Below are 1,008 nucleotides of genomic sequence, written 5' to 3' on the forward strand. Positions count from 1 at the left end.
ACCAATACCTTGGCGTTGAAAGCGGCGATCAATCATCAAATAATTAAGGCCCAACTCATGCCGCATTGCAAAAGGAGCATGCTGAGCAAACCCTTTATCGATGATCAGATAGCCGACGGTTAGGTAGTCCGAATAAATAGTAAAAAATACTTCTGACTTGTTTCGCTTTTGGTAAGCCTGTTCAAACGGCTTGGCAAATCCTATTTGCTCTTCCTGCACGTCCAATTGCATCAAACTCGAAAAATCTTTCAGTTTGGTTGGTTTAATAGCAATCATGGTTTCAATCACGAGTGGGTGGTGGATGGTCTCACCACCTAACAAAAATGTACGAACGTCTTTAACTTTCATCCAGTTATAGACGCTAGTGATACCCAAATCACTTCGCACACTTTGCGCGAATGCATTATGAAGTCATTTGGGTATCAGCTAGTTTAAGTAACTCGCGGCATTAAGAAAAGCTAGAAATGCAGAGGATAGAAGTAACCTTGATGAATGTAGGCTCCTAACGTTGTGAGTAAGTGAGCACTATCTGCGGTTTCGACGCCTTCGACGATGACTGTGCAGCGGTAAGTGTTTCCCATCGCAATCAACTGACGCAGCGTTTCCACTTTCTTATCATCCGACTTTAAACCAATCACAAACTCCCGATCTATTTTCAAATAATCTGGATTGATTTTGCTGATAAGTGACACGTTGTTGTTGCCAGTACCAAAGTCATCAATGCTGATTTTGCAGCTCAGTAATTTTAGTTTCGCGACGTTGTCGTAGATCTCGGAGGTGTAGTACATGGACGCGTTCTCCGTGATTTCGATGGTCAGTAAACGGCAGTCTCTGCTCGCGAGTTCTTGATAAAGAGTTGAGAAGTTTCTACCTCGTAGAAGAGAAGGGCACACATTGATGCTGATGGGTACCAACAAAGTCGGCTGTTTGGCGTAAATTGCTCGGATCACCAAGATCGTGTGGATCAAAAGCAGTCCATTGCTGATGAGTGTTTCGATGAACCTTTGG

At 43.5% G+C, this 1,008-nt stretch carries 1 protein-coding gene and 1 pseudogene; both read right to left on the reverse strand.

Going from position 1 to position 1,008, the window contains the following annotated elements:
* Nucleotides 1-276, reverse strand: a pseudogene (locus tag R7035_RS26135) (N-acetyltransferase); the annotation flags it as partial.
* 182 nt (nt 277-458) lie between these two features.
* A partial coding sequence (locus tag R7035_RS26140; RefSeq protein WP_318146440.1) for an EAL domain-containing protein occupies nt 459-1,008 on the reverse strand: 550 nt, incomplete at its 5' end.

Origin of the sequence: Vibrio sp. 1731 (assembly GCF_033339955.1) — a bacterium.
Classification (GTDB): Bacteria; Pseudomonadota; Gammaproteobacteria; order Enterobacterales; family Vibrionaceae; genus Vibrio; species Vibrio alginolyticus.